Below are 4513 nucleotides of genomic sequence, written 5' to 3'. Positions count from 1 at the left end.
CGAACCCGCCGAGATCGACGCGGTGCTCACCGCCGCCGACGGCGTCGAGGCCGCCGTCACCGTCGCCGTGCCCGGGCCCGCGGGCGGAACCGTCCTCGCCTCCTACGCGCAGGGCGGCGCCGACGCCGCCGCGCTGCGCACCCGCGTGGCCGCGCACCTGCCGCGCGCGCTGCGGCCCGCCGCGATCACCGTCGTCGACGCGCTGCCGCTGCTGCCGTCCGGCAAGGTCGACCGCGCCGCGCTGCCACGTCCCGACTTCGCCTCGCCCGCAGACGGATTCGTGCCACCCGACGGGGCGACGGCCGAGACGGTCGCCGCCGTGTTCGCTCGGCACCTCGGCCGGCCCCCCGGATCGGTGTCCGCCGACCTCGGGTTCTTCGACCTCGGCGGCACGTCGCTCGGGGCCGTCGCCGTCGCCGCCGACCTGCGTGCCGAACTCGACCGCGACGTCCCGCTCGACTGGCTGCTCACCGCACCCACCGTCGCCGATCTCGCCGACCGGATCGACCACGGCGGCGACGACACCGACCCGCTCGCCACGCTCGTGCCGCTCGCGGGGCGCCCCGACGGCACCCCGCTGTTCTGCGTCCACCCGATCAGCGGAATGTCGTGGTGCTACACGGGACTCGCGCCGCACCTGCCCGGAGTCGCGCTGTACGGGCTGCAGGCCACCCGGCTCGAGCCGCTGCCGCGCACCGTCGCCGAGTTCGCCGCCCGCTACCTCGACCGGATCCGCACCGTCCAGCCCGAAGGCCCCTACCACCTGCTGGGCTGGTCGCTCGGCGGCACCATCGCGCACGAGATGGCCGTGCAGCTGCACGAGGCGGGGCAGCAGGTGGCGTCGCTGATCCTGCTCGACACGCTCACCCCCGACACCCTCCCCGACGTCGCGGCCCTGCCGGACGAACCCGTCGTCGAGCTCGAGGTGCCCGGCCTGCCGCCGACGTTCGTCGCCGAGATCCGGGAGCGGGCTCTGGCCGCGGGCGCCGCGCTGGAGGAGGCCGTCACCGCGCACACCCCGCGCGTCCTCGACGGCGACGCAGTGCTGTTCCGGGCCCGGCCCGGCGGGCCGACCGGACCCGACCTCGCGGCGAGCTGGCGGCGCCACGTCCGCCGTGTCACCGAGCACGACGTGCCCTACCCGCACTCCGACCTGACCACCCCCGGCGCGCTGGCCCTGATCGGCCCCACGCTCGCCCGGCACCTGACCGAACGACAGATTTCCGCGCCCGTAGGGTGCACCGACAGTGTCACAGCAACGAGGGAGACACCGTAATGGAAGTACACGACTACCTACGCATCCTGCAGGCGCGATGGAAGATCGTCGCCGTGACGACCGTGGTGGCGGTACTCGGTGCGCTCGGAGCCTCCCTGCTCACCACCCCGATCTACCAGGCGAGCACCCGGCTGTTCGTCTCCACCTCCTCCGGGGCCTCGGTCAACGAGATCTACCAGGGCAACCTGTTCTCGCAGCAGCGCGTCGCCTCCTACACCAAGTTGCTCACCGGCACCACGCTGGCGCAGCGCACCCTCGACCGGCTCGGCCTGTCCGACGTCACGCCGTCGCAGCTCGCCGGAAAGGTCACCGCGTCGTCCGCCCCGGACACCGTCCTCGTCGACGTCAAGGTCGACGACGAGTCGCCGGAGCGGGCCCGGGACCTCGCCAACGCCCTCTCCGACGAGTTCGTCGTCATGGCGCGCGAGCTCGAGACCCCCGAGAACGGCGGTGAGCCCACCGCGCGGGTCGTCGTCGAGCAGCACGCCGACACCCCGGTGACCCCGGTGTCGCCGAAGACGAAGCGCAACCTCGCGCTCGGCCTCGCCGTCGGCGTGCTCCTCGGCATCGCCCTCGCGGTGCTGCGCGACCGGCTCGACAACACCGTCAAGGACCGCAAGACGGTCGAGGAGCTCGCCGGGACGGGCCTGGTGGGCACCATCCCCCTCGACAAGGAGCGGCAGGAGCATGCGGCGATCGACTTCCAGGAGTCGAACTCCGGCAGCGCGGAGGCGTACCGGGAGATGCGCACCAACCTCAAGTTCCTCGACGTCGACAACCCGCCGCGCGTCATCGTCGTCACCAGCGCCCTGCCGGCCGAGGGCAAGACCACCACGGCCATCAACACCGCGCTGGTGCTCGCGGAGGCCGGCCATTCCGTGGTGCTCGTCGAGGGTGACCTGCGCCGGCCGCGGGTGTCGAAGTACCTCGGGGTCGTCGGCGACGTCGGGTTCAGCACCGTGCTGTCGGGCCAGGCCGGTCTGGAGGACGTGCTGCAGCCCAGCCAGTACGAGGGCCTGTGGGTGCTGGCCTCCGGGGCGCTGCCGCCCAACCCCAGCGAGCTGCTCGGCTCCGAAACCGCGAAGCACGTCATCGATCACCTGCGGGCGCGCTTCGAGTACGTGATCATCGACGGCTCGACGGTCCTGCCCGTAACCGACTCGGTCGTGCTCGCCGCGGCCACCGACGGCGCGCTGCTCATCGCTCGCCACGGCAAGACCACCCGCGAGCAGCTCAGCCGCGCGGTCGGCAACCTGGGCAGCGCCGGCGCGCACCTGCTCGGCACCATCATCACGATGACGCCGAACAAGGGCCGCGGCGCCTACGAGTACCGGTACTACTACGAGTCCGACGAGTCGGCGAAGAAGGCCCCGGCCGCTGCGTCGACGCCCGCCCCGGCCGGGTCGGCTCCCGTGCAGCCGGGTCCTGTTGCACAGACCACCGGCGGACGCCGCTACCGCGAGGAGCAGAACCGGCCGGAACCGTACCGGCCGGAGCAGCCGCACCGGGGCGGGCCGGACCACGACGACGCGCAGCCGGGACAGCACTACCGGGCCCCGCAGGCGTACACCGCCGACCCCGCCTACCGCGAGCAGGCGGTGCCGACGGCGGTGTCGCGGCCCGTCGCGCCGTCGCCCATGCAGGGCCCGCGCAACGGGTCAGTCGTGGATCCGGGCGAGCAGCGGTAGCAGCAGATCGGCGATCTCGGTCCCGACGGCGACGAACGTGTCCTCGTCCAGACCGATCGGATCGGTGACGTCCTCCGGTCCGGGCGCGGGGAACTGCGCCCGGGCCGCGGCGAGCTCGGCGACGGTCTCGGCGCCGCTGAGCTGCTGCAGCCGCGCGGCCTCGCGCAGCGTGAACGTCCGCTTGAGCATCCGCGGCGCCGCCTGCAGCACAGCCCCCCGATGCGACTCGGCCATCGTGATCACCAGGTCGGCGTCCTGGGCGAGGTGCGGCGACAGGCGCCGGGCGACGAAACCGTCGGGCTCGCCGCCGAGCTGGCGCAGCACGAGCGCGGCCGTCGGCTCCATGGGCCGCCCGACCATGCCGCGGGTGCCGGCGCTGTGCGCGGACAACTCACTCCGGCCGGTTTCCGTCGCGTATGCGGTGGTCAACAGCTCGGCGGTGGGCGATCGGCAGATGTTCCCGGTACAGACGTACAGAACCCGCATCGCTCGATCCTAGGCAGCACACGGCTCGCTCGTCCGGTTGTGACGGCGTGTGTCCGATTCGCCGGGTGGGCGTGTCCGGACCGTTCGGTAGCATCGGGCGGTCGGGATGCGCCGGGGGTGGATGTGCGGCGCAAAACACAATCAGAAGGCGGCTGATGAGTTCGGTTCTCGGGGTGACCGCAGGGACGAGTGCCGTCCGGATCGTTCGTCCGATCGATCCGGCCGCGCCCGCCGCGGGCTACCAGTTCCAGGTGGTGGAGACCAGGCAGGACGATCCGGCACGGCTCGCGGCGCAGACCGTGGGCGTGCTCGTGCAGGCCGGCATCGCGAGCGACACCGTCGAGCGGGTGGGCCTGGTGTACCGCGACGCCGCCGACGCCGAGCGGCTCCGCGCCGCGATGGCCGAGCAGGGACTCGACCGCTACACCCTCGTCGGCGAGTCCGAGGCGGCCCTGGCCTACCTGCGGGCCACCGGCGAGCTCCCCGGTGACGTCGCGGTGCTCTACGACCTGGGTGCCTCCGGGCTCACCGTCACCGTCGTCGACCGCACCACCGGTGCCGTGCACACCGAACGCACCAGGACCGTCTCCGGCCGCCTGTTCGACGACGCGGTGCGCCTGCACCAGCTCGGCTCGGACGGGGTGTGGCGACCCGACGACCCGGAGGACGAGGAGTTCGTCGCCCAGTGCCGCACGGCCAAGGAACAGCTGTCCGGCAGCGACGCCGTCGCCGTGCCGGGCACCGCCGGCGTGATCCTCATGTCCCTCGAGACCTTCGACCCGCTGATCACCCCGCTCGTGGAGGGTTCCGCGCGGTTCCTGCGCGACGTCGTGCACCGGTCCGGCGCCCGGCCCGAGACGATCGTGCTGCTCGGCGGCGGCGCCCACGTCCGGCTGGTGCGCCGGGTGCTCGAGACGTGGATGAAGCTGCCCGTCGTGGTGCCGCACGAACCCGAACTCGTCCTGGCCAAGGGCGGCGCCCTGCGCGCCGTCGCCGCGGGCCCCACCGCGTCGGCGGTCACCGAACTGATCGTCCCGCCGGGGGCGACCGAACGCATCGTCCC

4 protein-coding genes are annotated in these 4513 nt (G+C 73.3%); 3 read left to right on the top strand and 1 reads right to left on the bottom strand.

Annotation, left to right across the window (positions count from 1 at the left end; translation table 11 throughout):
• Together CQZ88_RS30675 and CQZ88_RS08675 are read left to right on the top strand one after the other, a co-directional pair.
• The coding region (locus CQZ88_RS30675; RefSeq protein ID WP_258008513.1) for a thioesterase domain-containing protein at positions 1–1276 on the top strand (1276 nt) is incomplete at its 5' end.
• On the top strand, positions 1276–2964 hold the full coding sequence (locus CQZ88_RS08675; protein ID WP_102799606.1) for a polysaccharide biosynthesis tyrosine autokinase: 1689 nt from the start codon (positions 1276–1278) through the stop codon (positions 2962–2964). The genes CQZ88_RS30675 and CQZ88_RS08675, both read left to right, overlap by 1 nt.
• On the opposite strand, the gene CQZ88_RS08670 is transcribed toward CQZ88_RS08675, so the two are convergent.
• The gene (locus CQZ88_RS08670; RefSeq protein WP_102799605.1) at positions 2935–3450 is read right to left on the bottom strand and encodes a protein tyrosine phosphatase; all 516 of its coding nucleotides are present in this window, start codon (positions 3448–3450) and stop codon (positions 2935–2937) included. The two genes, CQZ88_RS08675 and CQZ88_RS08670, sit on opposite strands and share 30 nt — an antisense overlap.
• Before the next feature lie 155 nt (positions 3451–3605).
• Between CQZ88_RS08670 and CQZ88_RS08665 the strand changes: the two genes are divergently transcribed.
• The coding region (locus CQZ88_RS08665; RefSeq protein ID WP_180986980.1) for an Hsp70 family protein at positions 3606–4513 on the top strand (908 nt) is incomplete at its 3' end.

It is taken from the genome of Rhodococcus sp. ENV425, from assembly GCF_002887785.1.
Taxonomy (GTDB): domain Bacteria; phylum Actinomycetota; class Actinomycetes; order Mycobacteriales; family Mycobacteriaceae; genus Rhodococcus; species Rhodococcus aetherivorans.
Note: the sequence above shows the minus strand (reverse complement) of the source record. Positions and strands in the feature narration are given on the sequence as shown.

Coding starts and splice junctions, on each gene's coding strand:
- CQZ88_RS08675 (WP_102799606.1), top strand. CDS start 1,276: ATGGAAGTACACGACTACCTACGCATCCTGCAGGCGCGATGGAAGATC.
- CQZ88_RS08670 (WP_102799605.1), bottom strand. CDS start 3,450: ATGCGGGTTCTGTACGTCTGTACCGGGAACATCTGCCGATCGCCCACC.